This window comes from Arthrobacter sp. ISL-69, from assembly GCF_018613775.1.
Classification (GTDB): domain Bacteria; phylum Actinomycetota; class Actinomycetes; order Actinomycetales; family Micrococcaceae; genus Arthrobacter.
Genome location: NZ_JAGGPO010000018.1, coordinates 168261 through 194172 on the forward strand (window position 1 = coordinate 168261; position 25912 = coordinate 194172).

General features: G+C 63.2%; 17 protein-coding genes. 14 read left to right on the forward strand and 3 right to left on the reverse strand.

What is annotated here, in order from left to right; all coding sequences use genetic code 11:
• Positions 1–90: 90 nt before the first annotated feature.
• From J7I79_RS13030 to rplL, 5 genes are all read left to right on the forward strand, one after another.
• A complete protein-coding gene (locus J7I79_RS13030; protein ID WP_214953767.1) occupies positions 91–1182 on the forward strand; it encodes a GNAT family N-acetyltransferase in 1092 nt (363 codons plus the stop codon).
• The gene (locus J7I79_RS13035; RefSeq protein WP_214953769.1) at positions 1164–2288 is read left to right on the forward strand and encodes a GNAT family N-acetyltransferase; all 1125 of its coding nucleotides are present in this window, start codon (positions 1164–1166) and stop codon (positions 2286–2288) included. Before J7I79_RS13030 ends, J7I79_RS13035 begins: the two co-directional genes overlap by 19 nt.
• 8 nt (positions 2289–2296) lie before the next feature.
• Positions 2297–3409: a GNAT family N-acetyltransferase gene (locus J7I79_RS13040; protein ID WP_104172019.1), complete on the forward strand. Its 1113-nt coding sequence runs from the start codon at positions 2297–2299 to the stop codon at positions 3407–3409.
• A gap of 329 nt (positions 3410–3738) precedes the next feature.
• On the forward strand, positions 3739–4329 hold the full coding sequence (gene rplJ, locus J7I79_RS13045) for a 50S ribosomal protein L10 (RefSeq protein ID WP_214953771.1): 591 nt from the start codon (positions 3739–3741) through the stop codon (positions 4327–4329).
• A gap of 80 nt (positions 4330–4409) precedes the next feature.
• Entirely contained in the window at positions 4410–4787 is a 378-nt protein-coding gene (gene rplL, locus J7I79_RS13050; RefSeq protein ID WP_104172021.1) for a 50S ribosomal protein L7/L12, read from the forward strand.
• Between the two features lie 82 nt (positions 4788–4869).
• Here the strand turns inward: rplL and J7I79_RS13055 are convergent, their stop codons facing one another.
• Both J7I79_RS13055 and J7I79_RS13060 read right to left on the reverse strand, forming a co-directional pair.
• Positions 4870–5370 (reverse strand): aminoacyl-tRNA deacylase, encoded by a 501-nt coding sequence (locus J7I79_RS13055; protein ID WP_214953773.1) that lies wholly within the window; start codon positions 5368–5370, stop codon positions 4870–4872.
• On the reverse strand, positions 5370–6569 hold the full coding sequence (locus J7I79_RS13060) for an acetyl-CoA C-acetyltransferase (RefSeq protein WP_214953775.1): 1200 nt from the start codon (positions 6567–6569) through the stop codon (positions 5370–5372). The genes J7I79_RS13055 and J7I79_RS13060 overlap by 1 nt, the downstream gene beginning before the upstream one ends.
• A 166-nt stretch (positions 6570–6735) precedes the next feature.
• Between J7I79_RS13060 and J7I79_RS13065 the strand changes: the two genes are divergently transcribed.
• The 9 genes from J7I79_RS13065 (at position 6736) to J7I79_RS24615 (ending at position 24441) form a co-directional block, all read left to right on the forward strand.
• Positions 6736–7194: a hypothetical protein gene (locus J7I79_RS13065; RefSeq protein ID WP_251042761.1), complete on the forward strand. Its 459-nt coding sequence runs from the start codon at positions 6736–6738 to the stop codon at positions 7192–7194.
• A 336-nt stretch (positions 7195–7530) separates the two neighbouring features.
• Complete coding sequence (gene rpoB, locus J7I79_RS13070; RefSeq protein ID WP_214953777.1) at positions 7531–11046, forward strand: DNA-directed RNA polymerase subunit beta; 3516 nt, start codon at positions 7531–7533, stop codon at positions 11044–11046.
• A gap of 119 nt (positions 11047–11165) precedes the next feature.
• Positions 11166–15065, forward strand: coding sequence for a DNA-directed RNA polymerase subunit beta' (locus J7I79_RS13075; RefSeq protein WP_104172026.1), 3900 nt, complete (start codon positions 11166–11168; stop codon positions 15063–15065).
• A 396-nt stretch (positions 15066–15461) separates the two neighbouring features.
• Complete coding sequence (rpsL, locus tag J7I79_RS13080; RefSeq protein ID WP_011692814.1) at positions 15462–15836, forward strand: 30S ribosomal protein S12; 375 nt, start codon at positions 15462–15464, stop codon at positions 15834–15836.
• Between the two features lies 1 nt (position 15837).
• Complete coding sequence (rpsG, locus tag J7I79_RS13085; protein WP_011692813.1) at positions 15838–16308, forward strand: 30S ribosomal protein S7; 471 nt, start codon at positions 15838–15840, stop codon at positions 16306–16308.
• Positions 16309–16377: 69 nt separating this feature from the next.
• Entirely contained in the window at positions 16378–18492 is a 2115-nt protein-coding gene (gene fusA, locus J7I79_RS13090; RefSeq protein WP_214953779.1) for an elongation factor G, read from the forward strand.
• A gap of 245 nt (positions 18493–18737) precedes the next feature.
• A complete protein-coding gene (gene tuf / locus J7I79_RS13095) occupies positions 18738–19928 on the forward strand; it encodes an elongation factor Tu (RefSeq protein WP_214953781.1) in 1191 nt (396 codons plus the stop codon).
• A gap of 167 nt (positions 19929–20095) precedes the next feature.
• Positions 20096–24277: a hypothetical protein gene (locus tag J7I79_RS13100; protein ID WP_214953783.1), complete on the forward strand. Its 4182-nt coding sequence runs from the start codon at positions 20096–20098 to the stop codon at positions 24275–24277.
• A gap of 38 nt (positions 24278–24315) precedes the next feature.
• Positions 24316–24441 carry a hypothetical protein gene (locus tag J7I79_RS24615; RefSeq protein WP_258073772.1) on the forward strand — a complete coding sequence of 42 codons (126 nt, stop codon included), beginning with the start codon at positions 24316–24318 and terminating at the stop codon, positions 24439–24441.
• An 8-nt stretch (positions 24442–24449) separates the two neighbouring features.
• Here J7I79_RS24615 and J7I79_RS13105 read toward each other — a convergent pair whose 3' ends face one another.
• On the reverse strand, positions 24450–25877 hold the full coding sequence (locus J7I79_RS13105) for a GH1 family beta-glucosidase (RefSeq protein ID WP_214953785.1): 1428 nt from the start codon (positions 25875–25877) through the stop codon (positions 24450–24452).
• Between the last annotated feature and the right edge of the window lie 35 nt (positions 25878–25912).

The window sequence follows — 25912 nt, forward strand, 5'->3', positions numbered from 1 at the left end:
AAAGACCGTCCCGCATCTGCGGGGCGGTCTTTCTGCTTTTGTCCTTCCGCTTCCGTTTGCTGCGGTCTCCACGGCGGTTAGGCTGTCCCCGTGAATGCAGTGCCGTACCTCATAGAACCCCTAGTCCTGCCCGCGTCCCTCGACGCCCCGGATGCCGGAGAGTTCCTGGAATTCGGCGAACTTAGCGATGCCCTGGTGCTAGAGACCTGGGGGAACCCGGACCGTTCGTCACCGGCACAAGCGCGGCTCCATTATTGGCGAGACAGCCCGTACACCCAGTTGCGGCTCTTCTTGGCACGGGTGGACGGACGCATGCTGGGGAGATCCTGGATCCGGTTCGGGCTCCAGGAGAACGTCCACACCGCGCTGCTCCACGTGAGTGTCCTGGCGGAGTTCTCCGGACGTGGCATCGGCCGCGCGCTGATGGACCATGCAGAGGACCTGGCTGCTTCACGCGGTTGCACCACGCTGCAGACTTTCAGCGAGCACCCGGCGGACTTCGATGTCGAGGATCCCCGGTTGCTCAAGCCCGGGACGGGAACCGGAGGAGTGCCTGCAGAAGCACGGTGCGTCCGTTTCGCGCGGAGGGCCGGCTACAGGCTGGAACAGGTGGAACGCTTCAGCGCGTTGACGCTGCCTCCCGCTGAAGACACCTTGGCTGCTCTTGACGCCGACGCACTGTCCAAGGCGGGGGAGCACTATGAGTTGCTGCACTGGATCGACAGCTGTCCCGACGAGTACACGGCCCAACTGGCGGTCCTCATGTCCCGCATGAGCACGGACACCCCCGCCGGCGGCCTCAGCTACGACGAGGAAACCTGGGACGTGACGCGGGTCCGCCATGTTGAAAATACGTGGAAGCAGGCAGGCCTGGACTCCCTCGTGGCAAGCGCCCGGCACCGTGACACGGGTGAGCTGGCTGCGTACTCGGTCCTTCAGGTATCGGACCGGAAACCCTGGCTGGCGAACCAGGACGATACCTTGGTGGCCAGTCACCACCGCGGTCACCGCGTGGGCATGCTGGTCAAGATCCTCAACATCCGCCGGCTGCTCACCGGCTACCCCAACGTGGAGCGCATCGTCACGTTCAACGCCGCCGAGAACGACCACATGCTGGCCATCAACGTGGCCCTCGGGTTCCGTCCCGCGGGGTACGACGGCGAATGGCAGAAGACGCTATGAGCGGCCCGGCCATCACCGCCGTCCCCATCCCGCGGCCCGGGGACGAGGGGACCGAACGTGCCACTGGCCTGCTGGCGTGCCGTGCCATCCGGGACAGGCACCATCTGGACCAGTGGGGAAACCTGGACCGCGCTTCGACCCTCCGGGAGGACCAGGAATATTGGCGGGGCAGCGAGTACGAAGACCGCCTGCAGTTCCTGGCCACACTGGATGGAGTGCCGGTGGGAACCTGTTCGGTGGTGCTGCCGCTCAAGGAGAACACCGCCGCGGCCTGGATCGAAGTGGTGGTTACCGCAGCATACCGACGGCAGGGGATTGGCCGGCGCCTGCTGGCGGTCGCCGAGGAAACGGCCCAACAGCGAGGGCGCCGGGTTTTTGAAGGCTATTGCGAGGAGCCTGTGCTGCCGCAGGCCGGACGGACGGGGTCGGAGTCCGACAATCAGGAGCTGCCGGCGAAATCGGGGAGCGGTGGACTTCCGCTGAATCTCGCCTCAACCCGTTTCGCGCTGGCCTCCGGCTACGAACTGGAGCAAGTGGAGAGGTCCAGCAGGCTTCCGCTGCCGGTTGACCCCGGCCTGCTGGACAGGCTGGAGGCTGACGCCAGGGCGCATGCCGGCGGCTACCGGGTGGTGGGCTGGCAAGGCCGATGTCCGGACACCCTTGTGGACGCCTATGCGGTGCTGAAGGGCCGGATGAGTGCAGATGTGCCGACGGCGGGCCTGGAAGCAGAGGCCGAGGACTGGGACGTGCCGAGGGTTCGGGAGGAGGAACAAAGCCGGCAGCGCGGCGGCGTGGCTTCGCTCGTGGCCGCGGTGCAGCACTCAGGCACGGGGGAACTGGCGGCCTACACGGTGCTGAGCTACCGGCCGGAGCGCCCCGGTACGCTGATCCAGGAGGATACGCTGGTGGCAGGACCGCACCGCGGCCATCGCCTGGGCATGCTGGCCAAGATCGCAAACCTCCGGCGCGCCCAGGAGGTGCGCCCTGCCGCCGGGTCTGTCATTACGTGGAATGCCAGCGAAAACCGGCATATGCTGGCGATAAATATTTCGCTTGGATTCAAGCCCGCTGGCTTTGAAGGTGAGTGGCAGAAACGACTGGAATGACGCCCTTTATGGCTCAAGACGTACGGATCGAACAACTCTGGATTCCCGATTCCCTGGACGGGCCCGACAGCGCCGATTTCCTGGCCGCCGTCGAAGTTGGCCGCAAAGTGCGGATGCAAACGTGGGGGAGCGACGACCTCGCCTACACCCCGCTTGAAAAGCTCCTCGAACTTGCCGACCCCTACGAACGCCAAGTCATCCTCGTTGCAAAGATCGACGGCGACATAGTGGGCGCGGTGGATATTGCCCTGCCCCTGGCCGACAACCTCGACCACGCTGAGTTCACGCTGGATATCCTGCCGGAGTTCCAGCGCCAAGGCGTCGGACGCCAGCTGTTGGAGGCTGCAGAGCAGTTTGCCCGGGGCGAAGGACGGACCATGATCCTGATCGACACCAATCATCCCGGCGTCTCGCTGAACAGCTCCATCGACGACCAGCTGGTCCCCGGCTCAGGCCTGGGCTTTGTGCCGCTGGGCAGCCGGGAAGTGGAGTTTGCCCGCAAGACGGGATACACCTTGCAGCACATCGAGCAGTTCAGTTCGTGCCTGCTGCCGCTGGACAGCAAGCTGGTCGCGGAGCTGGAGGAGGAAGCCGAGCAGGCCAACGCGGGCCGCTACCGCCTGCATCATTGGACGGACAGGTGCCCGGACCAGTGGCTCGAAGCCGTTGCCGCGCTGGAAAACCAGGCAGGTGAGGACACCACACCGTCGTCGCGGACCGAAGAGCAGCTGGTGTTCGACGGCGCCATGATCAGGGAAGCTGAAGAGGCCACCATCGCGCAGGGACGGCGCACGGTGGTCACCGCCGTCGAGCACATCGCCACCGGAATGCTGGTCGGGCTGACCACAATCAGCGTCCTGTCCCAGCGGCAGGACGTGGTGTTCCAGGACGACACGGTGGTGATGCAGGAACACCGGGGCAACAAGCTGGGCCTGCTGATCAAGGTGGCCAACATGGAACGCCTTACGGAGCAGTTCCCCGATGCCAGGGTCATCTACACGTGGAACGCTCCGGAGAACCGGTATTTGCTCAAGGTGAACCAGCAGCTGGGTTTCACCACTGCAGGTGTCACGGGAATCTGGCAGAAGGATCTCCCGGACTTCGGGCCGAGCAGCAGCTGAGCGGCGCTGGGCAGCAGCCTCACCTCCCGCATGGAGACCGATTTGGAGTACGGGCCGCGTTGCCCGTAAGCTTGAGCTACCAAAGACCGTCGGTTGTTGGAAATCCACTCTCCTGAGCATTACTCAATACTGCAGTTGTGTGCGGGAGAGCCAGTGGGTTTTCGGACGAAGGACCCTGAACATAGGGCGGCCGGCGCAGGTGAACGAAGCAAAGCTCCGCAGTTAAGCTGTGTTGAGCCAAGCCCCGTGCATCTGCGCGGGGCGTTTTTTAGTTTTAGCTCACCTGAGCGGGGACCCGGTATACCGGCACTATCCCCGGAAGGAGGGTTATGGCAACGCCTGCAAAGGTTTCAGCAGTAGCTGAGATCACTAACGATTTCAAGGAATCGAACGCCGCTGTCCTGACCGAATACCGTGGGCTCACTGTTGCACAGCTCAAGCAGCTGCGTGTTTCTCTCGGCCAGGACACCAAGTTCTCGGTCGTCAAGAACACCCTGACCGCCATTGCAGCCAAGGAAGCTGGTGTCGAAGCATTCGACGGTCAGCTCGCCGGCCCCACTGCAATCGCGTTCATCAAGGGTGACGCAGTTGCAGCGGCCAAGAGCCTGACGGATTTTGCCAAGACCAACAAGCAGCTGGTCATCAAGACCGGTTACTTCGAGGGCAAGGCACTGAACGCCAGCGAAGTTGCTGCCCTGGCAGCACTCGAGTCCCGCGAGCTGCAGCTCGCCAAGGTTGCAGGGATCCTCAAGGCTCCTGCTGCCGCCGCTGTACGCATCATTGACGCCCTGCGCCTCAAGCTTGAAGAAGAGAACGGTGCACCGGCAGCAGCCGAAGCGCCCGCCGCTGAAGAAGCCCCGGCCGCAGAAGCAGCAGAGACCGAAGCTCCGGCCGAAGCCGCAGCTCCCGAAGAGAACTAACTTTCTCTTTCAAATCAGACTCCGGTGCGAAGGCAACGGCCCAGGCCGCCAAGCACCACCTATAGGAAGGACGCCACACCATGGCGAAGCTCACCAACGAAGAGCTCATTGAAGCTTTCAAGGAACTGACCATCATCGAGCTCTCCGAGTTCGTTAAGCTCTTCGAAGAGACCTTCGAAGTTACCGCTGCTGCTGTTGCTGTCGCCGGCCCCGCCGGTGGCGGCGCCGCTGAAGAAGCTGAAGAGCAGACCGAATTCGATGTCGTTCTCGAAGCTGCTGGCGACAAGAAGATCGCAGTGATCAAGGAAGTTCGCGCCATCACTTCCCTGGGCCTCAAGGAAGCCAAGGACGTTGTCGACAGCGCTCCGAAGGCCGTCCTCGAAGGCGTCACCAAGGAAGCTGCAGAGAAGGCCAAGGATCAGCTCGAAGCTGCCGGCGCCCGCGTTACCGTCAAGTAACACTCTCTGCTCCGGAAGGCTTCCAGCTTTCCGTACGGCTCCGGGAAACCCCGTCCACTCCGGTGGGCGGGGTTTCCTGCCTTTAACCCCCGGGATCGGAGATATCCGCGACCACGGCGTCCAAGGCAGTGGTCAACGCATCGGCGTCCACGAACGCGCTGTAGCCATGCTCCCCGGCGCCCATGGAAATGCGCCTCCCAGTGATGGTCCGGTCCGCGTATACCGGCCACGGCGTCGTACTGCCCAGCGGCGTGATGGTGCCGCGTTCGTAGCCCGTCGCTTCCAGGGCGACGTCGGCCGGTGGCAGCGAGAGCTTGTTGACCCCCACCAGCCCCCTCAGCTTGGGCCAGGAGATCTGCCGGTCGCCGGGTATCAAAACAAAGAGGAAGCTTCCGTCCTTGTGCTTCACCACCAGGGACTTCACAATGTCCGCCGGTGTAATGCCCAGTATGCCTGCGGCCTCCTCAAGGCTCCTGGCTGCAAGCCGTTCCACTATTTCGACGTCGAGGCCCCGCGCGGCGGCGTCGGCCAGGAACCGTGCCCTGCCGACGCCGCCGGCCACCTCGGCCGATGAGGCCGCCATCAGTCCCGGTACAGGAGGAGGGCCTCGCCCTGGCCTCCGCCGCCGCAGAGGGAAACGGCGGCCTTGCCGGTGCCCCGGCGTTTCAGCTCGTGGGCGGCATGTCCGGCCAGGCGCGCACCTGACGCACCAATCGGGTGCCCCAGGGCGATGGCGCCGCCGTGGATGTTGCATTTCTCCAGCGGGTACTTGAGGTCCTTGAGCGACTGGACGGCAACTGAACCGAAGGCCTCGTTGATCTCAATGAAGTCGAGATCCTCGGTGGTCCATCCCGCACGGTCGAGGGCGTTCCTGATGGCGTTGGACGGCTGCGAGTGCAGTGAATTGTCCGGTCCTGCGACCTGGCCAGGCTTGCCCACCACCGCAAGGTAGTCCAGGCCGTTGTCTTCCGCGAATTTCCTGGTGGTCAGCACCAGGGCCGAGGCGCCATCGGATAGGGGAGAGGAGTTTCCCGCCGTGATGGTGCCGTCGCTGACGAAGGCGGCACGGAGGCCGGCCAGCGACTCGACCGTTGTGTTGGGGCGCACGCCTTCATCGGTGGTGACAACGATGGGGTCGCCCTTGCGCTGCTTGACGCTGATCGGTGCGATTTCGTCGTCGAAGACGCCGTTCTTTGCCGCCAGCGCGGCACGCTGGTGCGACTGGGCGGCCACATTGTCCTGCGATGTCCGGTCAATGCCCAGGACGAGGTTCTTGCTTTCCGTCGAAAGGCCCATGGAGTGACCGTCGAAGGCATCCGTCAGGCCGTCATGCGCCGCCACATCCAGCGCCTGGATGGCCCCGTAGGTCCAGCCCTGCCGGGAACCCGGCAGGATGTGCGGTGCCCGGCTCATGGATTCCTGGCCCCCGGCGACGACGACGGCGGCATCACCGCTGCGGATCATGCGGGCTGCGTCGATTACCGCCGTGAGACCGGAAAGGCACACCTTGTTGATGGTGACCGTGGGGACGTTCCAGCCAATGCCGGCACCGATGGCGCTCTGCCGTGCCGGGTTCTGGCCGGCTCCGGCCTGCAGCACCTGGCCCATGATTACCGCGTCCACCTGGTCTGCGCCAACGCCGCTGGTGGTGAGGGCCGCCTTGATGGCGTGCGCTCCGAGTTCCACCGCCGTGAAGCTGGCCAGCTGGCCGTTGAGGCGGCCCTGCGGCGTGCGTGCCGCGGCGAGGATGACAACATCGTTGTTGTCTGCGGAGTTGCTCATGGTTATCTCTTCCGATCTGTGACGATGTACGCCAAGGCTATCGTGAGCCGAATCACCTATCCATTCAAACGCACGTGAGGCGGGGTCCATTCCGTGCCGTGGATACGGAAACTCCCGTCGGATATGTCCGCGCAGGTGAGGACGTTGTGGGGAAACAGGAGCTCAAATGAAGAAGATACTTGCAGTCGTGGCATTCGCTGGTCTGGCCGGGCTCACTGCCTGCGCTGGCACAGGACCCGACAGCGGTTCCGGAACAGAAACCAGCGTGCCGAAAACGCAAACGTCCAGCGCCCCTGCACTGTCGCCGTCGGCCTCCAAGTCCGCTTCCAAGTCCGCCGCCGGAACATCCGGTGTGAAGGAAGCGTGCGAGGCGTTCAACTCCCTCTACGCCGAGTACAAGGCGATCCAGAACGATTCGAACGCCTACGAGGACATCCATCTTGCCGCGGACGACGCCCAGGACACTGTGACGGGGAATCTGGTGGGCCTGTCACGTCGCTCAAGGTCCTCGCCGTTGATCACTCGTCGGCAGTTAATAGGGACGCCCAGCCGGAGCGGGAGTCAAAGGATGAAGTCCGCGATGCGGTGTTCGCCAACGCGGGCGAGTGCACCGCAGCGGGCGTGACGCTCAGGCTGTAGGGGGCGCAGGCCGGGGGCTGCGGCCAATTAGGTGCCTTCGGCAACGGTGCTTGCAATAACCGGGGAAGTGGGGTAGACACGTACGCCGTTTTGCCGTATCGTAGATATTTGCGTCTTCCCTGTTTACCTTCAGCCTTCATATAGCGGTGGGCTTTGCCTAGCAGCTGATCCATCGACGTGCCGTCCGAGACGTGCAACATCATGGACAGCGTAGGTCCCGGGTCATATAGCGGAACCGGACTGGTAGCACTGCGGAGTCATTCTGCAGGGCTTTCAACGGGGGAGATCTGAAAACGCCTGAAGGTCTGTGGAAGGATCCCTCTTGGTCGCCTCGAGCACCTCTAATGTAAACAACGCTACCGCTATCAATGCCGACAGCACCGATGGTGCCACTCGCCGGCTCTCATTCGCAAAGATTCACGAACCTCTTGACGTTCCGAATCTGCTTGCCCTGCAAACGGACAGCTTCGACTGGCTGGTCGGAAACGAACGCTGGCAGGCACGCGTTGCGAAGGCCGTCGAAGAAGGCGACCTCAGTGTCGCCACTAGCTCCGGTCTGTCTGACATCTTCGAAGAGATCTCCCCGATCGAGGATTTCCAGGGCACCATGTCCCTGAGCTTCTCCGACCCGGAGTTCGCTGACCCCAAATACACCATGGCTGAGTGCAAGGACCGGGACGCTACGTACTCGGCTCCGCTGTACGTTAAAGCCGAGTTCATGAACAACAACACGGGCGAAATCAAGCAGCAGACCGTGTTCATGGGTGACTTCCCGCTGATGACCGAGAAGGGCACCTTCGTCGTCAACGGCACCGAGCGTGTCGTTGTCTCCCAGCTGGTCCGTTCCCCGGGCGCCTACTTCGAGCGCACCGCTGACAAGACCAGCGACAAGGACATCTTCACTGCGAAGATCATCCCGTCCCGCGGCGCCTGGTTCGAGCTCGAGATCGACAAGCGCGACCAGGTCGGCGTGCGCCTTGACCGTAAGCGCAAGCAGTCCGTCACGGTGCTGCTGAAGGCCCTCGGCTGGACCGAAGGCCAGATCCTCGAAGAATTCGGCCAGTACGACTCCATGCGCGCAACGCTGGAGAAGGACGCCACCGAAACCCGCGAAGACGCCTTGCTGGACATCTACCGGAAGCTGCGACCGGGCGAGCCGCCCACCGTCGAGGCTGCCCAGTCCCTGCTGGACAACCTGTACTTCAACTCCAAGCGCTACGATCTGGCCAAGGTCGGCCGTTACAAGATCAACCGCAAGCTGGGCATCGACCGCTCCCTTGGCGACAAGGAAGCGTCGGTCCTGCACGTTGAAGACATCGTTGCAATGATCAAGTTCCTGGTTGCACTGCACGCCGGCGAGAAGACCCTCACGGGCAAGCGCGACGGCCAGGACCACGAGCTGCGCGTTGAGATCGATGACATCGACCACTTCGGCAACCGCCGCATCCGCGCCGTCGGCGAGCTCATCGAGAACCAGGTCCGCACAGGCCTGTCCCGTATGGAGCGCGTTGTCCGCGAGCGTATGACCACGCAGGACGTCGAGGCCATCACGCCGCAGACGCTGATCAACATCCGCCCCGTTGTGGCAGCCATCAAGGAGTTCTTCGGAACCTCCCAGCTGTCGCAGTTCATGGACCAGAACAACCCGCTGTCGGGTCTGACCCACAAGCGCCGTCTGTCCGCGCTTGGCCCGGGTGGTCTGTCCCGTGACCGTGCAGGCATGGAAGTTCGAGACGTTCACCCGTCCCACTACGGACGTATGTGCCCCATCGAAACTCCTGAAGGCCCGAACATTGGTCTGATCGGTTCGTTGGCTTCCTACGGCCGCATCAACCCCTTCGGCTTCATCGAGACTCCTTACCGTCTCGTGTCCGAGGGCGTCGTTTCCGATGAGGTCGAGTACCTCACGGCCGACGACGAAGCAGAGGTCCTGATCGCTCAGGCCAACGCTCCGCTGGACGAGAACAAGAAGTTCGCCGAAGAGACCGTCCTGGTCCGCGCCCGTGGTGGTGGAGGCGAGCCTGTGCTGGTTCCCGCCGGCGAGGTCGAGTTCATGGACGTTTCCCCGCGCCAGATGGTGTCCGTGGCTACCGCCCTGATCCCGTTCCTCGAGCACGACGATGCTAACCGCGCCCTCATGGGTGCCAACATGCAGCGCCAGGCCGTGCCGCTGGTCCGTTCCGAGGCCCCGTTCGTGGGCACCGGCATGGAGCGCGCCGCGGCCGTCGACGCCGGTGATGTCACCATCGCGAAGAAGGCCGGTGTGGTTACCGAGGTCTCCGCTGAGCTGGTCATCATGCTCAACGATGACGGTACGGAAACCAACTACCGCATCAACAAGTTCGCACGCTCCAACCAGGGCAACTGCTACAACAACCGTGTCCTGGTGAGCGAAGGCCAGCGCCTGGAGGTCGGCGGCATCATCGCTGACGGCCCGGCAACGGACCAGGGTGAACTCGCCCTCGGTAAGAACCTGCTCGTGGCATTCATGTCATGGGAAGGCCACAACTTCGAGGACGCCATCATCCTCTCGCAGCGCATTGTTGCCGAGGACGTTCTTTCCTCCATCCACATCGAGGAGCACGAGATCGATGCCCGCGACACCAAGCTTGGTGCCGAGGAAATCACCCGTGACATCCCCAACGTGTCCGAGGAAGTCCTGGCTGGCCTGGACGAGCGCGGCATCATCCACATCGGTGCCGAGGTTGAAGCCGGCGACATCCTGGTCGGAAAGGTCACCCCGAAGGGTGAAACCGAACTGACCCCGGAAGAGCGCCTGCTGCGTGCAATCTTCGGTGAGAAGTCCCGCGAAGTCCGCGACACCTCCCTGAAGGTTCCGCACGGCGAGTCCGGCACCGTTATCGGCGTCCGCGTCTTCGACCGCGACAACGACGACGAACTGCCCCCGGGCGTCAACCAGTTGGTCCGCGTCTACGTGGCCGCCAAGCGCAAGATCACCGACGGCGACAAGCTCGCCGGCCGTCACGGCAACAAGGGTGTTATCTCCAAGATCCTCCCGATCGAAGACATGCCCTTCCTTGCCGACGGTACCCCCGTTGATATCGTCCTGAACCCGCTGGGTGTTCCGGGCCGTATGAACGTCGGCCAGGTGCTCGAAACGCACCTCGGCTGGGTTGCCAAGACCGGTTGGAAGATCGAAGGCGAGCCCGAATGGGTCAAGCAGCTGCCGAACCTGCCGCGCGAGAGTGGCTCGACCACTGTTGCAACGCCGGTCTTCGACGGTGCGCGTGAAGAGGAAATCACGGGCCTGCTCGATTCCACGAACGTGACCCGCGACGGTGTCCGCCTGATCAACTCATCCGGCAAGACCCGCCTGTTTGACGGCCGCTCCGGCGAGCCGTTCCCGGATCCGATCTCGGTCGGCTACATGTACATCCTGAAGCTCCACCACCTGGTGGACGACAAGATCCACGCACGCTCCACCGGCCCGTACTCCATGATCACGCAGCAGCCGCTGGGTGGTAAGGCACAGTTCGGTGGCCAGCGCTTCGGTGAAATGGAAGTGTGGGCGCTCGAAGCTTACGGCGCCGCCTACACGCTCCAGGAACTCCTCACGATCAAGTCGGATGATATCCACGGTCGTGTGAAGGTCTACGAAGCAATCGTCAAGGGCGAGAACATCCCCGAGCCGGGCGTTCCTGAGTCCTTCAAGGTCTTGATCAAGGAAATGCAGTCGCTGTGCCTGAACGTGGAAGTGCTTTCCACGGACGGAACCACAATTGAAATGCGTGACTCTGATGACGCAGTCTTCACGGCTGCGGAAGAACTGGGCATCGATCTGTCTCGTGCAGAGCCCAGTTCCGTAGAAGAGGTTTAGCAGGGGACTTACCGGGAAAAGCAGCGCACCACCCGCGCTGTCTTTTTCCGGTAAGTCACCTCCCTCTTCCCGTAACCCAAGACTTCAGAATTTAGAGAACAAGAGAGAACAGGGACCATATGTCCAGCGAATCCTCCTTCGGCCTCATGCAGATCGGCCTCGCCACCGCGGAAGACATCCGTGGCTGGTCTTACGGCGAGGTTAAGAAGCCGGAAACCATCAACTACCGCACGCTCAAGCCCGAGAAGGACGGCCTCTTCTGCGAGAAGATCTTTGGCCCGTCCCGCGACTGGGAATGCTACTGCGGCAAGTACAAGCGCGTGCGCTTCAAGGGCATCATTTGCGAGCGGTGTGGCGTTGAGGTCACCCGTGCAAAGGTCCGCCGTGAGCGCATGGGCCACATCGAGCTGGCCGCCCCGGTCACGCACATCTGGTACTTCAAGGGTGTTCCGTCCCGCCTGGGCTACCTCCTTGACCTGGCACCGAAGGACCTCGAAAAGGTCATCTACTTCGCTGCTTACATGATCACGAGCGTCGATGCCGACAGCCGTCACGAAGAACTGCCCAACCTGCAGGTTGAGCACGACATCGAGAAGAAGCAGCTGGTCGACAACCGCGACTCCGACATCGCCACGATCGCCCGCGACCTCGAGAACGAGCTTGCCCGTCTCGAAGGTGAAGGCGCCAAGGCTGCCGACAAGAAGAAGGCCCGCGATTCCGCGGACCGTCAGATGGCCAACGTGCGTAAGCGCGCCGACGCCGACATCGAGCGCCTCGAGCAGGTCTGGGACCGCTTCAAGAACCTGAAGGTGGCCGACCTCGAAGGTGACGAAGGCCTGTACCGCGAACTGCGCGATCGCTACGGCATGTACTTCGAAGGCTCCATGGGTGCCGAGGCCATCAAGAAGCGTCTTGAGAACTTCGACATGCAGGCCGAGTCGGACTCACTGCGCGACATCATTGCCAACGGCAAGGGCCAGCGCAAGACCCGTGCCCTGAAGCGACTGAAGGTTGTCAACGCATTCCTGACCACCAACAACAGCCCGCTCGGCATGGTGCTGGACGCCGTCCCGGTGATCCCGCCGGAACTGCGCCCCATGGTCCAGCTGGACGGCGGCCGCTTCGCGACCTCCGACCTCAACGACCTTTACCGCCGCGTGATCAACCGCAACAACCGTCTCAAGCGCCTGCTTGACCTGGGTGCTCCGGAGATCATCGTCAACAACGAGAAGCGCATGCTTCAGGAAGCTGTTGACAGCCTCTTCGACAACGGCCGCCGTGGCCGTCCGGTCACCGGACCGGGCAACCGTCCGCTGAAGTCCCTGAGCGACATGCTCAAGGGCAAGCAGGGCCGCTTCCGCCAGAACCTCCTGGGTAAGCGCGTCGACTACTCCGGCCGTTCGGTTATCGTCGTCGGTCCGCAGCTGAAGCTGCACCAGTGTGGCCTGCCGAAGCAGATGGCACTGGAGCTCTTCAAGCCGTTCGTGATGAAGCGCCTGGTTGACCTCAACCACGCCCAGAACATCAAGTCGGCCAAGCGCATGGTTGAGCGTTACCGTCCGCAGGTCTGGGACGTTCTCGAAGAGATCATCACCGAACACCCTGTGCTGCTGAACCGTGCACCTACCCTGCACCGCCTCGGCATCCAGGCGTTCGAGCCGCAGCTTGTTGAAGGTAAGGCAATCCAGCTGCACCCGCTGGTTTGTGGCGCCTTCAACGCTGACTTCGACGGTGACCAGATGGCAGTGCACCTGCCGCTGAGCCCCGAAGCCCAGGCTGAAGCACGCATCCTGATGCTGTCCTCGAACAACATCCTGAAGCCGTCTGACGGCCGCCCGGTGACGCTTCCTTCGCAGGATATGATCATCGGTCTCTACCACCTGACCACCAAGCGTGTCGGTTCAGCTGGCGAAGGCCGTATCTTCTCCTCGGTTTCGGAAGCCATCATGGCGTTCGACCTGCACGAGCTGCACCTGAACTCCCAGGTCAAGATCCGTCTTGAGGGTTTCGTCCCGTACGCCGGCTGGGAAGCTCCGGAAGGCTGGGAGCCGGGTCAGACCGCTCTCGTCCAGACCTCCCTGGGCCAGGTCATCTTCAACGAGACCCTGCCCGAGGACTACCCGTGGGTTGAGGCTGTTGCTGACAAGGGCGAACTGTCCCGCATCGTCAACGACCTCGCCGAGCGCTACCCGAAGGTTGTTACCGCGGCAACGCTGGACAACCTGAAGGATGCCGGTTTCTACTGGGCCACCCGTTCAGGCGTCACCGTTGCTATCTCCGACATCGAGGTTCCGGCCGAGAAGCCGGTCATCCTTGCCGGATACGAAGAGCGCGCTGCCAAGATCCAGGGCCAGTACGACAAGGGCCTGATCGACGACGACGAGCGTCGCCAGGAACTGATCGAGATCTGGAACAAGGCAACCAACGAGATCGCCCAGGTCATGCGCGACAACCTGTCGCCGATGAACACCATCAACCGCATGGTGTCCTCCGGTGCACGTGGTAACTGGATGCAGGTCCGTCAGATCGCGGGTATCCGTGGCCTGGTGGCCAACCCTAAGGGTGAAATCATCCCGCGTCCGATCAAGTCCTCCTACCGTGAGGGCCTGTCAGTGCTGGAGTACTTCATCGCGACGCACGGTGCCCGTAAGGGTCTGGCTGACACCGCCCTGCGTACCGCCAACTCGGGTTACCTGACCCGTCGTCTGGTGGACGTCTCGCAGGACGTTATCGTCCGTGAGGAGGACTGCGGCACCGAGCGTGGCCTCGTCACTCCGATTGCCGTGGCTGACGCCAACGGCGAGCTGGTGCTGGACGAGAACGTTGAGAACAGCGCGTACGCCCGTACCCTGGCCGTGGATGTCGTTGACTCCAAGGGCAAGGTCCTGGCTGCCGGCGGCACCGACTGCGGCGACGTCGTCATTGCCGAACTGTTCGCAGCCGGTATCACCGAGGTCAAGGTCCGCTCCGTACTCACCTGTGAGTCCAGCGTCGGCACCTGCGCCCTGTGCTATGGCCGTTCGCTGGCCACCGGCAAGACCGTGGACATCGGCGAGGCCGTGGGCATCATCGCCGCACAGTCCATCGGTGAGCCGGGTACCCAGCTGACCATGCGTACGTTCCACACCGGTGGTGCTGTTTCCGCCAGCGGCGGCGACGACATCACCCAGGGTCTGCCCCGTATCCAGGAGCTCTTCGAAGCACGTACTCCGAAGGGTGTCGCACCGATTGCAGAAGCAGCCGGCCGCATCGCCATCGAAGAGTCCGAGCGTCAGATGCGCCTGGTCATCACTCCGGATGACGGCAGCGAAGAGATCGCTTACCCGGTCCTGCGTCGTTCACGCCTCCTGATTGAAGACGGCCAGCACGTCACGGTGGGCCAGAAGCTCATCAACGGTCCGGTCGACCCCAAGCAGGTTCTGCGCATCATGGGCCCCCGTGCTGCACAGAAGTTCCTGGTGGACGAAGTCCAGGGCGTGTACCGCAGCCAGGGCATCGGTATCCACGACAAGCACGTCGAGGTTATCGTTCGCCAGATGCTTCGCCGCGTCACGGTCATCGAGTCCGGTGAATCCGACCTGCTCCCCGGTGAGCTGGCCGAGCGCAGCCGCTTCGAAGACGCCAACCGCCGTGTTGTATCCGAGGGCAAGACTCCGGCTTCCGGACGTCCTGAGCTCATGGGTATCACCAAGGCATCCCTGGCCACCGAGTCCTGGCTGTCCGCAGCTTCCTTCCAGGAAACCACCCGCGTCCTGACGCAGGCGGCCATGGAAGGCAAGAGCGACCCGCTGCTCGGCCTCAAGGAAAACGTCATCATCGGTAAGCTCATCCCCGCCGGCACGGGTCTCCCGCGCTACACGGAGGTCACGGTGGAGCCGACTGAAGAAGCAAAGGCCAACCTGTTCACAGGTCCCAGCGCATTCAGCGACTTCTCCTACGACACCCTGGGCGGCGACGGAGCTCCTGAGTTCCACGCCATCCCGTTGGATGATTACGATCTCGGCAGCGACTTCCGCTAACCGCTAGTTCGTCGTCAGGCCCCGACCCGCTCCGCTGGAAACAGCGGAAGCGGGGCGGGGCCTTTCCGTTGGGCCAGGGCCGCCGATTAAGGCATGGCGGCCGTCCATGTTAGACTGGATACCAATTGTTATTGTGGCAGTGGATGAGTGCGCCGGTTGAGCTGAAAGGCTGAACCAGAGCGACGTTTCCGGTTTGCAGGGTTCTTGTGCAACGTATGCCACATTTTTGCATGCCTAGGGGCCGTTGCTGACGTGAGCCAGGTTCCCCGGTGTGCGATCCGACTATTAAGGCTTCGCCTCAGCTGCTCTGGAGATTCTTCAAAGCTCGGGCGGCGGGGCAAAGCAAAAGGAGAGCGGCTGTCAGCGGCCGCTCCGGATAAAACGGAGAACACGAGAGTGCCTACGATTAACCAGCTGGTCCGAAAGGGCCGCACGCCTAAGGTCAAAAAGACCAAGGCTCCCGCTCTTAACGGCAGCCCGATGCGCCGCGGTGTTTGCACCCGCGTCTACACCACCACCCCGAAGAAGCCGAACTCGGCTCTGCGTAAGGTTGCACGCGTGCGCCTTAACGGTGGCGTTGAAGTCACTGCCTACATCCCCGGTGTAGGCCACAACCTCCAGGAGCACTCCATTGTGCTCGTCCGTGGCGGTCGTGTGAAGGACCTTCCGGGTGTCCGCTACAAGATCGTCCGTGGCGCCCTCGATACCCAGGGTGTGAAGAACCGTAAGCAGGCCCGCAGCCGCTACGGCGCAAAGATGGAGAAGAAGTAATATGCCTCGCAAGGGTCCGGCCCCCAAGCGGCCGCTAGTTCTAGATCCCGTATACGGCTCCCCGCTGGTCACCCAGCTCATCAACAAGGTGCTCGTAGACGGCAAGAAGTCCACCGCTGAGCGCATTGTTTACGGTGCACTCGAAGGCGCCCGCGCCAAGTCCGGCGGCGACCCCGTTGCAGCCCTCAAGAAGGCCATGGAGAACGTCAAGCCTTCCCTCGAGGTCCGCTCCCGCCGCGTCGGTGGCGCCACCTACCAGGTTCCGGTTGAGGTCAAGCCGGGCCGCTCCACGGCCCTCGCCCTCCGCTGGCTGGTCGGCTACTCCAAGGCCCGCCGCGAGAAGACGATGACCGAGCGTCTCCAGAACGAAATCCTGGATGCATCCAACGGCCTCGGTGCCGCTGTCAAGCGTCGCGAAGACACCCACAAGATGGCCGAGTCCAACAAGGCCTTCGCACACTACCGCTGGTAATACTTCCCGGACGCCGCCGGCTCTGACGAGCCGGCGGCGAACGTGTAGTCCATCCGAAAGGGAGACACCGTGGCACAGGACGTGCTTACCGACCTTAGTAAGGTCCGCAATATCGGCATCATGGCCCACATTGATGCCGGCAAGACCACCACCACCGAGCGCATCCTGTTTTACACAGGTGTGAACCACAAGATCGGCGAAACGCACGACGGCGCTTCGACGACCGACTGGATGGAACAGGAAAAGGAACGCGGCATCACCATCACGTCTGCCGCCGTGACCTGCTTCTGGGACAACAACCAGATCAACATCATCGACACCCCCGGCCACGTTGACTTCACCGTTGAGGTTGAGCGCTCCCTGCGCGTCCTCGACGGCGCCGTCGCCGTGTTCGATGGCAAGGAAGGCGTGGAGCCGCAGTCCGAGACTGTCTGGCGCCAGGCTGACAAGTACAACGTTCCGCGTATCTGCTTCGTCAACAAGATGGACAAGCTCGGCGCTGACTTCTACTTCACCGTTGACACCATCGTTGGCCGCCTCGGCGCCAAGCCGCTGGTCATGCAGCTGCCGATCGGTGCCGAGAACGACTTCATCGGCGTCGTGGATCTCCTTGAGATGCGCGCCCTGGTGTGGCCCGGTGACTCCAAGGGTGACGTCACCATGGGTGCCAAGTACGAGGTCCAGGAGATCCCCGCCGATCTCCAGGCCAAGGCCGAAGAGTACCGCGCAACGCTCGTCGAGACCGTTGCCGAGGCTTCCGAAGAGCTCATGGAGAAGTACCTCGAAGGTGAAGAAATCACCGTCGATGAGCTCAAGGCCGGCATCCGCAAGATGACGATCAACTCCGAGCTGTACCCGGTGTTCTGTGGTTCTGCCTTCAAGAACCGTGGCGTACAGCCGATGCTCGATGCCGTCGTCGACTACCTGCCGAACCCGCTCGACGTCCCCCCGATGATCGGTCACGATCCTCGCGACGAAGAGAAGGAACTGACGCGCGCGCCGTCTTCCGAGGAGCCGTTCTCGGCTCTGGCCTTCAAGATTGCTGCCCACCCGTTCTTCGGCCAGCTCACCTTCATCCGCGTGTACTCCGGTCACGTCGAGGCAGGTTCCCAGGTGGTCAACTCCACCAAGGGCAAGAAGGAGCGCATCGGTAAGCTGTTCCAGATGCACGCCAACAAGGAAATGCCCGTTGAGGGCGCTACCGCCGGCCACATCTACGCAGCGATCGGGCTGAAGGACACCACCACGGGCGACACCCTGTGCGACTCCAGCAACCAGATCGTCCTCGAGTCCATGAGCTTCCCGGAGCCCGTGATCTCGGTTGCCATCGAACCGAACACCAAGGGTGACCAGGAGAAGCTCTCCACGGCCATCCAGAAGCTCTCCGCTGAGGACCCGACCTTCCAGGTCTCCCTCAACGAAGACACCGGCCAGACCATCATCGCCGGCATGGGCGAGCTCCACCTGGACATCCTGGTGGACCGCATGCGCCGCGAGTTCAAGGTCGAGGCAAACGTTGGCAAGCCGCAGGTTGCTTACCGCGAAACCATCAAGCGTGCTGTAGAGCGTCACGACTACACGCACAAGAAGCAGACCGGTGGTTCGGGTCAGTTCGCAAAGATCCAGATCGCGATTGCGCCGTTGGACACTTCCGATGGCGAGCTGTACGAGTTCGAGAACAAGGTCACTGGTGGCCGTATCCCGCGCGAATACATTCCGTCTGTTGATGCAGGTATCCAGGATGCACTGAACGACGGCGTCCTGGCCGGCTACCCGGTTGTCGGCATCAAGGCCACGCTGATTGACGGCGCGTACCACGATGTTGACTCCTCGGAAATGGCGTTCAAGATCGCCGGCCGTATGGCTTTCAAGGAAGCCGCACGCAAGGCAAACCCCATCCTGCTCGAACCGCTGATGGATGTCGAGGTCCGCACCCCTGAGGAATACATGGGTGAAGTTATCGGTGACCTCAACTCCCGTCGTGGCCAGATGCAGTCGATGGAGGATGCTCAGGGCGTCAAGGTTATCCGCGCACACGTCCCGCTTTCCGGCATGTTCGGCTACATCGGCGACCTGCGTTCAAAGACCCAGGGCCGCGCTGTGTACTCCATGACGTTCCACAGCTACGCCGAGGTCCCGAAGGCATTTGCCGACGAGATCATCCAGAAGAACCGCGGCGAATAGTCCACCGGACTTTCAAAGCGACAAACTCGGGTGCGTTTCCGGTTCCGGAAACTAACCCGGTGCAGATGGCGGGTTTCAGGCCAGCCCGGTTTCCGGCCATCAGCACGAACAGGCTCGAGGGACTAGTATTAGTTCCTGAATCTGCAATTTCACCAATCCAAGCCCCCCAAGTAGACTTACTGAAGTTTCGGCGCGACAAGCGCGACCGAAGGGTAAGTCATTTGAAAACGTTCTAGGAGGAACCTGTGGCAAAGGCAAAGTTCGAGCGGACTAAGCCGCACGTTAACATCGGCACCATTGGTCACGTTGACCACGGTAAGACGACGTTGACGGCCGCGATTTCCAAGGTGCTGTACGACAAGTACCCGACTCTCAACGAGCAGCGCGACTTCGCGTCCATTGACTCTGCTCCCGAAGAGCGTCAGCGCGGCATTACCATCAACATCTCCCACGTTGAGTACCAGACCGAGAAGCGCCACTACGCACACGTAGACGCTCCGGGTCACGCTGACTACATCAAGAACATGATCACCGGCGCTGCCCAGATGGACGGTGCAATCCTCGTGGTTGCCGCCACTGACGGCCCGATGGCTCAGACCCGCGAACACGTCCTGCTGGCCCGCCAGGTTGGCGTTCCCTACCTGCTGGTTGCACTGAACAAGTCGGACATGGTCGATGACGAAGAGCTCCTCGACCTCGTCGAAATGGAAGTTCGCGAGCTGCTTTCGGCTCAGGGCTTCGATGGCGATGAGGCTCCGGTTGTTCGCGTTTCCGGTCTGAAGGCTCTCGAAGGCGACCCGGTTTGGGTCAAGTCCGTCGAGGACCTCATGGAAGCTGTCGACGAGTCCGTTCCGGACCCCGTACGTGACCGTGACAAGCCGTTCCTCATGCCGATCGAAGACGTCTTCACGATCACCGGCCGTGGCACCGTTGTTACGGGCCGCGCCGAGCGTGGAACCCTCGCGATCAACTCTGAGGTCGAGATCGTCGGCATCCGCCCGGTCCAGAAGACCACGGTTACCGGTATCGAGATGTTCCACAAGCAGCTCGACGAAGCATGGGCCGGCGAGAACTGTGGCCTCCTGCTCCGCGGTCTGAAGCGTGATGACGTAGAGCGTGGCCAGGTTGTCGTCAAGCCGGGTTCCATCACCCCGCACACCGACTTCGAGGCTAACGTCTACATCCTCTCCAAGGACGAAGGCGGACGTCACAACCCGTTCTACTCCAACTACCGCCCGCAGTTCTACTTCCGCACCACGGACGTAACCGGCGTTATCACCCTGCCGGAAGGCACGGAAATGGTTATGCCTGGCGACAACACTGAGATGACCGTTGCGCTCATCCAGCCCATCGCCATGGAAGAGGGCCTCGGCTTCGCAATCCGCGAAGGCGGCCGCACCGTTGGTTCAGGACGCGTCACCAAGATCGTCAAGTAATACTTGCTGATCATGGATCAGCAGGCCGTCTGACGGTCGTCTGATACTTATCAACAGCCCTGCTGCGTGTATACGCAGCGGGGCTGTTTTTTGCTAAGATTTATCCAGTCGCTGGATAAATTGCTATTGAGCTTGCATCTCTGGCGATGACACTGAAAGGAACCGAGATGTGGTCCGCCCTTATGACGCTTCTGCTCATCATTGCCGCAGTACTCCTGATCGTCTCCCGGCATTCCGTCCGCCAGCTTAAAGCCGCCGGGGGCGACGCCTACCGGAACGGCTTCATGGCCGGCCACGTGCAGGGGTGGAATGACGCCAACGTGGCTGCCCGGTTACCGCAGCAGGTTGCTGCCGAGGCGCCCACTACGGCAGCGGCAGGCCATGCGGTCGGCTGGCCCTCCTTCCCGCCTGCCGAGGCACCGGGCCCGCCGGCCGAGGCGGCGGTGCCGGTGCCGGGCCTGGTGCCGGCCCCACCCGCGCAGCAGCCAATCACGCACCTGCCGACGTTGGGCGCCCCGAATGATGGGCCATCGTTGGGCGGGACATTCGTGGATGCGCCATCCTTGGACGGGGCTCCGTTCGAAGAGTCACCGGCCGAACGGCAGGCCCGCAAGGAGAAGCGCGAACGGCAGAACATCAACGTCACGCTCTACGTTGCCAGTCTGTTGCTGGTGGCAGCGGGGGCGCTCTTTGTGGGTACAAGCCTGCCGGCTGTGCTGCGTTTCGCCGGCGTTTGCCTCATCACGGTGCTCTTCTACGGCGCAGGATTTGCACTGCACGCAAAAGCTCCGAGGCTGCGTCCTGCCGCCGTAGCCTTTGCCGGAACCGGGCTTGCGCTGGTGCCCGTCGCGGGCCTGGCGATGTATAACTTTGCCGTCCAGGACGGTCCCCTCGCGTGGCTCCTGACCTCCGTTGTTGGAACGCTGGCCTACGTCGCTGCTGCTCTTCGGCTCGAAAGCCGCGTACTGGTGTATCTGTCCCTCAGCTTTGTGGTTTCGACGGCGTGGTCCGGGGTTTCCTTACTGGGTGCTTCGCTCATTTGGTACTTCGGGGCCATGATCGGCTTCGCTGCGGCGATGACCTTCGTAGCGCTGTTGAAGCCGCGCTGGGTCCCGCCCCTGTTCCTGCGTCCCATCATGCTTCTCGACCCGTTCGTTGTCCCGGCAGTGGCCGTAGCGGCAACGGTTCTGCCGCTGCACTTAAATCGAGGCGAATTCGCCCTGATCATGGCACTCTGCGGAGCATACTTCGCACTGGCGGCCGCCGTGCCGTCCGCTGGGCACCGTCTGCCAAAGATCTATGGTGCGCGATTGGCGATGACGTTTGCGGCTTCGGCCTGGGCCTGGCATCTGACCGGTACTGTCACGTGGGGCCTCGTAACGGCCGGATCCCTTCTGGCCCTGCAGTCGGTGGTGACGGCCGCGTGCGCGGCCACACTGCAGCGGTGGTGTCCGGCCCGGGGAGGAGAACGGCACTGGCGGGCTGACTCGTTCTGCACCTTTGGAGCGCAACTGCTGATGGTCGTGTTCATGCTGCTGCCGGTCCCCGGCAGCCAGGACGGCCTCTTGTTGTGGGCGGTGCTCGCCAGCGTAGCCACCGGCATGGTCATCGCGGTCAAAGCCGAGGGAGCCGCTGAGTGGGCGCCGCCGGCAGCGCTGGCCACGGGCATCATCGCAGGCGCGCAGCTGGGGCCGTGGCTGAACTTCAACATCCTGGCGGCCAGCACGCTCTTTTGGGCCGTGCGGTCGGCGGGTACCCGTTCGCCGATGCGCCGGCAGTTCATCCTTTCTGCGCGGATAGCGGGCACCTTGGCCGTTCCGGTCCTGACCTCCGCTGTGATGGAGGGGAACCCTGTCGTGCTTGCTGCTGCTATCTTCGCCCTGTCGCTGGCCCTCGTGATGCAGCAGCTAGCATCGGCCGCGGCGGAGCGTGCCGGCGCCGCGCTGCTTGCCCCCATGCCCACACTGGTCGGGTTTACCGCTGCCGGGATAGTTGCCACCGCCGCCCTGTCCGTAACGGACACCACCGCCGGGAACCTGCTGTTGGCCACAGCCCTCGTGGTTCAGCTCGTGGCGTCGCTGGCGACGGGCACGGTCCTGTTCCCGCGCATTGGCTTGGGCGTATCCTGGCAACCGACGGCAGCGGAGGCGTTGCCCCTGGCAGTCTCGGCGGCTGTCGTCCTGGGCTCCTACACGGGTGTTTCGCTCGGACTCGGCAACGGCGTCCTGCTGCTCGTCGTCCTGTATCTTGGCGCCTCGGCCCTGCGCTCAACGGCGGTCATCCGGCGGTGGGCCTACTGGTGGATGGGCCGGGCTGCGGCAACGCTCCTGCTGGTTCTTGCTTATGGGCAGTTCCAGGAGGCCACAGGGCCGGTGGTAGTCGGGGGTCAGGAAATTTCACTCGCCACAGTCCTGATTATTGCTTTGGGGAGTCAGCTCGTGTTCCCGCTGACCGCCGCTATGCGCGACCGGGCTCCGGACGCGGTGGTGGCCGACGTCGCCCTTGTTTTGATGCTGCAGACCACCACCCTGGCGGCGGCCGTAATTCTGCCCCACACAGCGGCGGTCGAGGGAACTTGGGACTGGCAACGAACCCTCACCATCACCGTGATGGCCCTTAGTGCAGCTGCCTCGGGATACGTGTTCCGTGACCTGGCGGCGGCAGCAGCCTTTGCGCCGTCCATGCTGGCGGTCCTGCTTGTCTGCAGCGGTGACCGCCTGTCCGACGTCGAACTTCTGCTGGGCATCTTCGCGGCCTTCAGTGCCGCCATGGTTGTGGCGGTGGAACCGCGACAGGCGAAGGGTGCCTACTTTGCCGCGGCCCGCCTGCTGACAGCGGCGCTGGCGATGGTCTTCAGCTTCGACATCACGGCGTCCGGCACCGTAGTGTCACTCACCTTCGCCGGCGTGCTGGCATTGCAGCACGTTGTCCGCTGGTTAATGCGGCACCGGCTGGAGCAAGTGCCGTTCCAGGACGCCGCGGTATGGGTAACCCTCGGGGCGCAGGCAGTCCTGCCCGCGCTGTACGTGATCCAGGGCGCCGGCGCCTCCGCCATCTACGCTGCCGAAGGCGGACGGGCAGTTGTCCTCGTTGAGTTGTTGCTGCTGGTGCTTGGTGCCCTGGCCGCCCATCGGCTGTTCGCGGCACGTGGGGCGCTCTACCTTTGCGTGTACGGGGGAGTGTTCGCCGTCGTCGCATCGGGACCGGCACTGCAGTTCGGGGCCGGAACCGTCCTCGCCGCGCCGCTTCTCAGTTGGGATGGCGTCCCCCTGGCCCTCCTGGCCGCGTCACTGGCTTTCAACATCGCGGGCATTGCACGGCAACGGCACCGCGACGGTTCACGCGAAGCTGGCGTGGACCGCTGGTTCTGGCTCGCCGGGGCAGCTGCTCCCGCCCTCACCGCCGTACTTGTCGTCGGTCAGGCTGCGGACTGGATTCCCGGCGCTACCCTCCTGGTGCTAGTCGCCACCGGGTTTACGGCATCGCACGTGGAACGCACACCGTTGCTGTATCCGCCGGCCTCAGCACTTGTCCTGGCGGGGTCAACGTTGATTGCCGCCGCCGTGTTTCGCGGTACCGAGGCGCCGTGGGGCGCCTATCTGCCCTGGCTGGCCGGATGCGGCCCGGCGGCATTGGTTCTCTTCGGGGCCAGCTTCGCGCTCGGTGATCAGGACGGAGTGCGGCGGAGGACGCTGGTTTCCGCAGCGGCGCTCGGGCTGGCCGCGACAGCGGTGGCGGGCATGGTGCCCGATGCCACTGCCCTGACCGCGGCCCTATTCGTGGCTGCATCCGTGTCCGTGGCCGTGAAGGAAGTTCCGGTACGGGCGCGGAGGCTGACTCTCGAGATTGGCGCGTTCCTGGTGACCATGGCGGTGCAGCGTGCCGTCCTCATCACGGATGGCCACCTGCAGGCGCCGTTCTGGGCGGTGCAGTGGTACGTCCTGTTGGCCGCAGCCCTCGCCGCGCTGCGTTTCGCTGCCGGATACCGGGCAGCCGGCCGCGTCATCCTGGGGGCGGGCGCCGCACTGCTTGGCCTGAGCGGGCTGGGTATTCTGTTTGGCGGATCCGGCGGCCAGCAGCTGTGGGTGCTGGCCCTGCACGCGGCACTCCTGCTGACCGGACTGCTTATCGGAGAACGGATGTTCGTCTGGTGGGGTGCGGCCGGTGTCGCGCTGTGCCTGACGTGGGCCCTTCGGTCCTATACCTTCGCGCTGCTTGCGCTGATCGCCGTCGGGCTCATAGCCTTTGCCCTGTGGAAGCTGGCCCGCGCCAAGCCGGAGGCGCCGGCTGACGAAGGGCCCCAATCCGCGGCCCAGCCGACCCCCGACGGGCGGGATCGTTTGCACTGAAGCCTTGGTAAGGTGGCTGACAACGAAAGGACAGCATCATGGAATGGATTATTTTCCTCCTGGTTGCCGCTGCGGTAGTCGCCGGCGTTTTTTGGGCGAAGAAGCACTTCCGCCAGGAGATCGACCGCGCCAAGCGCATCAACCGGGCCAACAAGAACCAGTAGGCCCGCGCTCAGGCCTTCCGTGCCCTGCTGAGCGCCTGGAACCAGTAGAAGGATTCCTTAGGTGTGCGCTCCAGCGTGTCAAAGTCCACGTGGATCAGCCCGAACCGCTGGGAATATCCAGCCGCCCACTCGAAGTTGTCCAGCAACGTCCACACGTAGTAGCCCAGCAGCTTCACGTCCTCGGCTATACCACCCGGGGACGTGGCCGCAATCGCGTGACTCAAATGGTTGGCCAGGTATTCGATTCTCTTTGTGTCGGCAATCGGACCGGACACGTGCTCCGGCTCCGGGAAGCTCGCCCCGCTCTCGGTGATGTATAGGGGCGGCAAGGCATCGCCGTACCGGTCCTTCATTTCGCGGAGCAGGATGCCGAGGTGCTCCGGGGCCACCGGCCAGCCGAACCCGGTGGTCTCGTACTCCGGGTAGCCCACTTCGTGGAAGGGCAGCCGGGCCAGTGCCGCAGAATTGTTCGCCGGCACGCTGACCGTCCCGCGGCCCATGGCCACTTTTACGGGGTAGTAGTAATTGAGTCCGTAGAAGTCCAACGGCTGGTGGATGGTCCGGAGGTCGGCGTCGGAGATCTTGCCCATGGAGCGGAACCACGGCCGGACTACAAGGGGCAGCTTCGGGTAGCGGCCCAGCAGGACGGGGTCCGCGTAGACACGGTTCATCAAGGTGTCGAAAATCCTCGCCACCATCCTGTCGCCGGGCTTGCCTGTTGCCGGCCGGACAGGGGAGTGGAGGTTGGTGACGCCCACCCCACCGGTGACGCCTGCGGCCCGCAGGGCCTGGACCGCGAGGCCGTGCCCCAGCAGCTGATGGTGAATAGACGGCAGGGCGTTGAACAGGAGATCGTGGCCCGGGGCATGCACGCCCAGCGCATATCCGTTGAGGGTCACCGAAACCGGTTCATTCAAGGTGACCCACTGGGCAACCCGGTCGCCGAATCTTTCCCCTGCTGCTGCGCTGTACTCGGCAAAACGCTCCGCCGTGGACCGGTTCATCCAGCCGCCGCTGTGTTCGAGCGGCAGGGGCGTGTCCCAGTGGTACAGCGTGGCCATCGGTGAGATGCCGGCGTCGAGCAGCTGGTCGATCAGCCGGTCATAGAAGTCGAGGCCCTGGCCGTTGAAAGGGCCGCGGCCGTCAGGCTGGATCCGGGGCCAGGAAATGGAGAACCGGTAGGAGTCAACGCCCAGCTCGCGCATAAGGGCCACATCTTCGCCGGAGCGGTTGTAGTGGTCGCAGGCAACGGCAGGGGAGTGGCCGTCCATGATGCTGCCCGGCTTCTCGGCAAAGGCATCCCAGCCGGAGGGTCCGCGCCCGTCAGCTTTCAGCGATCCCTCGATCTGGAACGCGGCGGCCGCCACACCCAGGGTGAAGTCCGGATCCAGCCGTCCGGCCAGGCTCTGCAACGCCGCAGAGTTCTGCACAGTCATGTCCCTATCATCCATTCGACTGTTGCTGAAGGCAA

Excerpts from the sequence above, each read along its gene's own strand:
- J7I79_RS13065 (WP_251042761.1), top strand. The coding sequence starts at position 6,736 with ATGAAGAAGATACTTGCAGTCGTGGCATTCGCTGGTCTGGCCGGGCTC.
- J7I79_RS13105 (WP_214953785.1), bottom strand. The coding sequence starts at position 25,877 with ATGACTGTGCAGAACTCTGCGGCGTTGCAGAGCCTGGCCGGACGGCTG.
- rplJ (WP_214953771.1), top strand. The coding sequence starts at position 3,739 with ATGGCAACGCCTGCAAAGGTTTCAGCAGTAGCTGAGATCACTAACGAT.
- J7I79_RS24615 (WP_258073772.1), top strand. The coding sequence starts at position 24,316 with ATGGAATGGATTATTTTCCTCCTGGTTGCCGCTGCGGTAGTCGCCGGC.
- rpsG (WP_011692813.1), top strand. The coding sequence starts at position 15,838 with ATGCCTCGCAAGGGTCCGGCCCCCAAGCGGCCGCTAGTTCTAGATCCC.
- J7I79_RS13040 (WP_104172019.1), top strand. The coding sequence starts at position 2,297 with ATGGCTCAAGACGTACGGATCGAACAACTCTGGATTCCCGATTCCCTG.
- rplL (WP_104172021.1), top strand. The coding sequence starts at position 4,410 with ATGGCGAAGCTCACCAACGAAGAGCTCATTGAAGCTTTCAAGGAACTG.
- J7I79_RS13075 (WP_104172026.1), top strand. The coding sequence starts at position 11,166 with ATGTCCAGCGAATCCTCCTTCGGCCTCATGCAGATCGGCCTCGCCACC.
- J7I79_RS13055 (WP_214953773.1), bottom strand. The coding sequence starts at position 5,370 with ATGGCGGCCTCATCGGCCGAGGTGGCCGGCGGCGTCGGCAGGGCACGG.
- J7I79_RS13060 (WP_214953775.1), bottom strand. The coding sequence starts at position 6,569 with ATGAGCAACTCCGCAGACAACAACGATGTTGTCATCCTCGCCGCGGCA.
- J7I79_RS13035 (WP_214953769.1), top strand. The coding sequence starts at position 1,164 with ATGGCAGAAGACGCTATGAGCGGCCCGGCCATCACCGCCGTCCCCATC.
- J7I79_RS13100 (WP_214953783.1), top strand. The coding sequence starts at position 20,096 with ATGTGGTCCGCCCTTATGACGCTTCTGCTCATCATTGCCGCAGTACTC.